At 61.7% G+C, this 1,531-nt stretch carries 1 protein-coding gene; it reads right to left on the reverse strand.

Translation table 11 applies throughout. The annotated features are described in order from the left end of the window. Nucleotides 1–106: 106 nt before the first annotated feature. Nucleotides 107–1,477 (reverse strand): IS1182 family transposase, encoded by a 1,371-nt coding sequence (locus tag EOD07_RS33945; protein ID WP_127238313.1) that lies wholly within the window; start codon nt 1,475–1,477, stop codon nt 107–109. Between the last annotated feature and the right edge of the window lie 54 nt (nt 1,478–1,531).

Genomic DNA, 1,531 nt, shown 5'->3' on the forward strand with positions numbered 1-1,531 from the left:
TCAGACTGCTGACAAACCCCGTCGAATTTCGGCGGGGTTTTGTTTTATGTGATTGAAGCGTTTGAGAAGTTCGTGTCAGGAGATTTTGACAGGAGGCGCCGAGCCCTCATGCGAGGCTTGGTTTTGGCTTTGGCCAGAGGCTGATTGCGATCTTTTTGATGTTCTGGGCGGCGGCTGCGATGAGGCACTGGCAGGCGACGCGTGTTCGTCCTCGGAAGTGGGCGTAGCGATGGCCGAAGAGCTGCTTGGCATCGGCGAAGGATCGCTCGACCGTCTCCTTGCGGCGGCGATAGATGGCCTTGCCCCATGGGGTAAGCCGGTTGGCGTCGACGCGCTCGCGGGCATCCTGCCAGACATGGCGTGTGATGGTGCGCTCGGCCTTGGCATTCGAGGTGCAGGAGGCCAAGAGCGGGCAGTCGCGGCAGATGGCCGGATCGCTCTTGTACTGGCGGTAGCCGTTGCGATCGGTCGTGGCATAGGTGAGCAGCTGCCCCTGCGGGCAACGATAGCCGTCTAGATCCGGTTCATGGACAAAGTCGCTCTTCCTCATCTTGCCGGGCTTCGGCGGGGTCGGGTTGCGATAGCCGACAACACCTCTGATGTTCCTGTCTTCCAGCCCCTTGGCGATGCCCGGCGTGGCATAGCCGGCATCCAGGCCTGTTGCCGCCACTGTGAAGCCGAAGCGCTCCACCTGGCGGTCGAGCCGGCCGAGATAGACGATCGAGTCGTGCACGTTGGCCGGCGTGGTATATGTGTCGGTGATGATGCCGCAGCGTCCGTCCACCGTGCGGTGATCGAGATAGAAGAAGCCCTTCGGCTTGCCCTCGCGCACCATGTAGCCGGCCTCCGGATCGGCGCGCGAGACCTTGGTCTGCTTCTGCGGCGGCTTGCGTTGCTTGCTCTTCAGCGGCTTCTGGCCATGCAGCGCCCGCTCGGCCTCGATCGCGCGGTCGAGATCGGCCCAGTAGTCGGCACGTGACTTGGCGACCATGGCAAGGTCGTATTTGCCCTTGTTGGCGTTGGCCTTCAGATGGGTGCTGTCGGTATAGAGCACCGTGCCGTCGACCAGACCTATCCGGATCGCCTGCTCCACGATGCGGTCGAAGATCGCCTGCGCAATCGTCTCGTCCTGGTAGCGCCGCCGACGGTTCTGCGACAGTGTCGAGGCGTCGAATACCTTGTCCGTCAACTTCAGCCGCAGAAACCAGCGATAGGCGACGTTGACCTCGATCTCGCGCACCAACTGCCGCTCCGAGCGAACTCCAAACAAGTAGCCGATGAACAAGGCCTTGAACATCAAGGTCGGGTCCAGCGGCGGCCGGCCGTTGTCGGCGCAATAGAGCGGCGCCGTCAGATCGTGGATGAAGGAAAAATCGATCGCGCGATCGATCTTGCGCAACAGATGATCAGCCGGGACCAGTTGGTCCAACGTTACCATCTCGAGCGCGGTCTGTTCGGGGGCGGGTCGCTTCAACATGACCCAGTGAATCAAAAACCCCCGGCTAACGCCAGGGGTTTGTCAGCAGTCTGA

Source organism: Mesorhizobium sp. M2C.T.Ca.TU.002.02.1.1, from assembly GCF_003997225.1.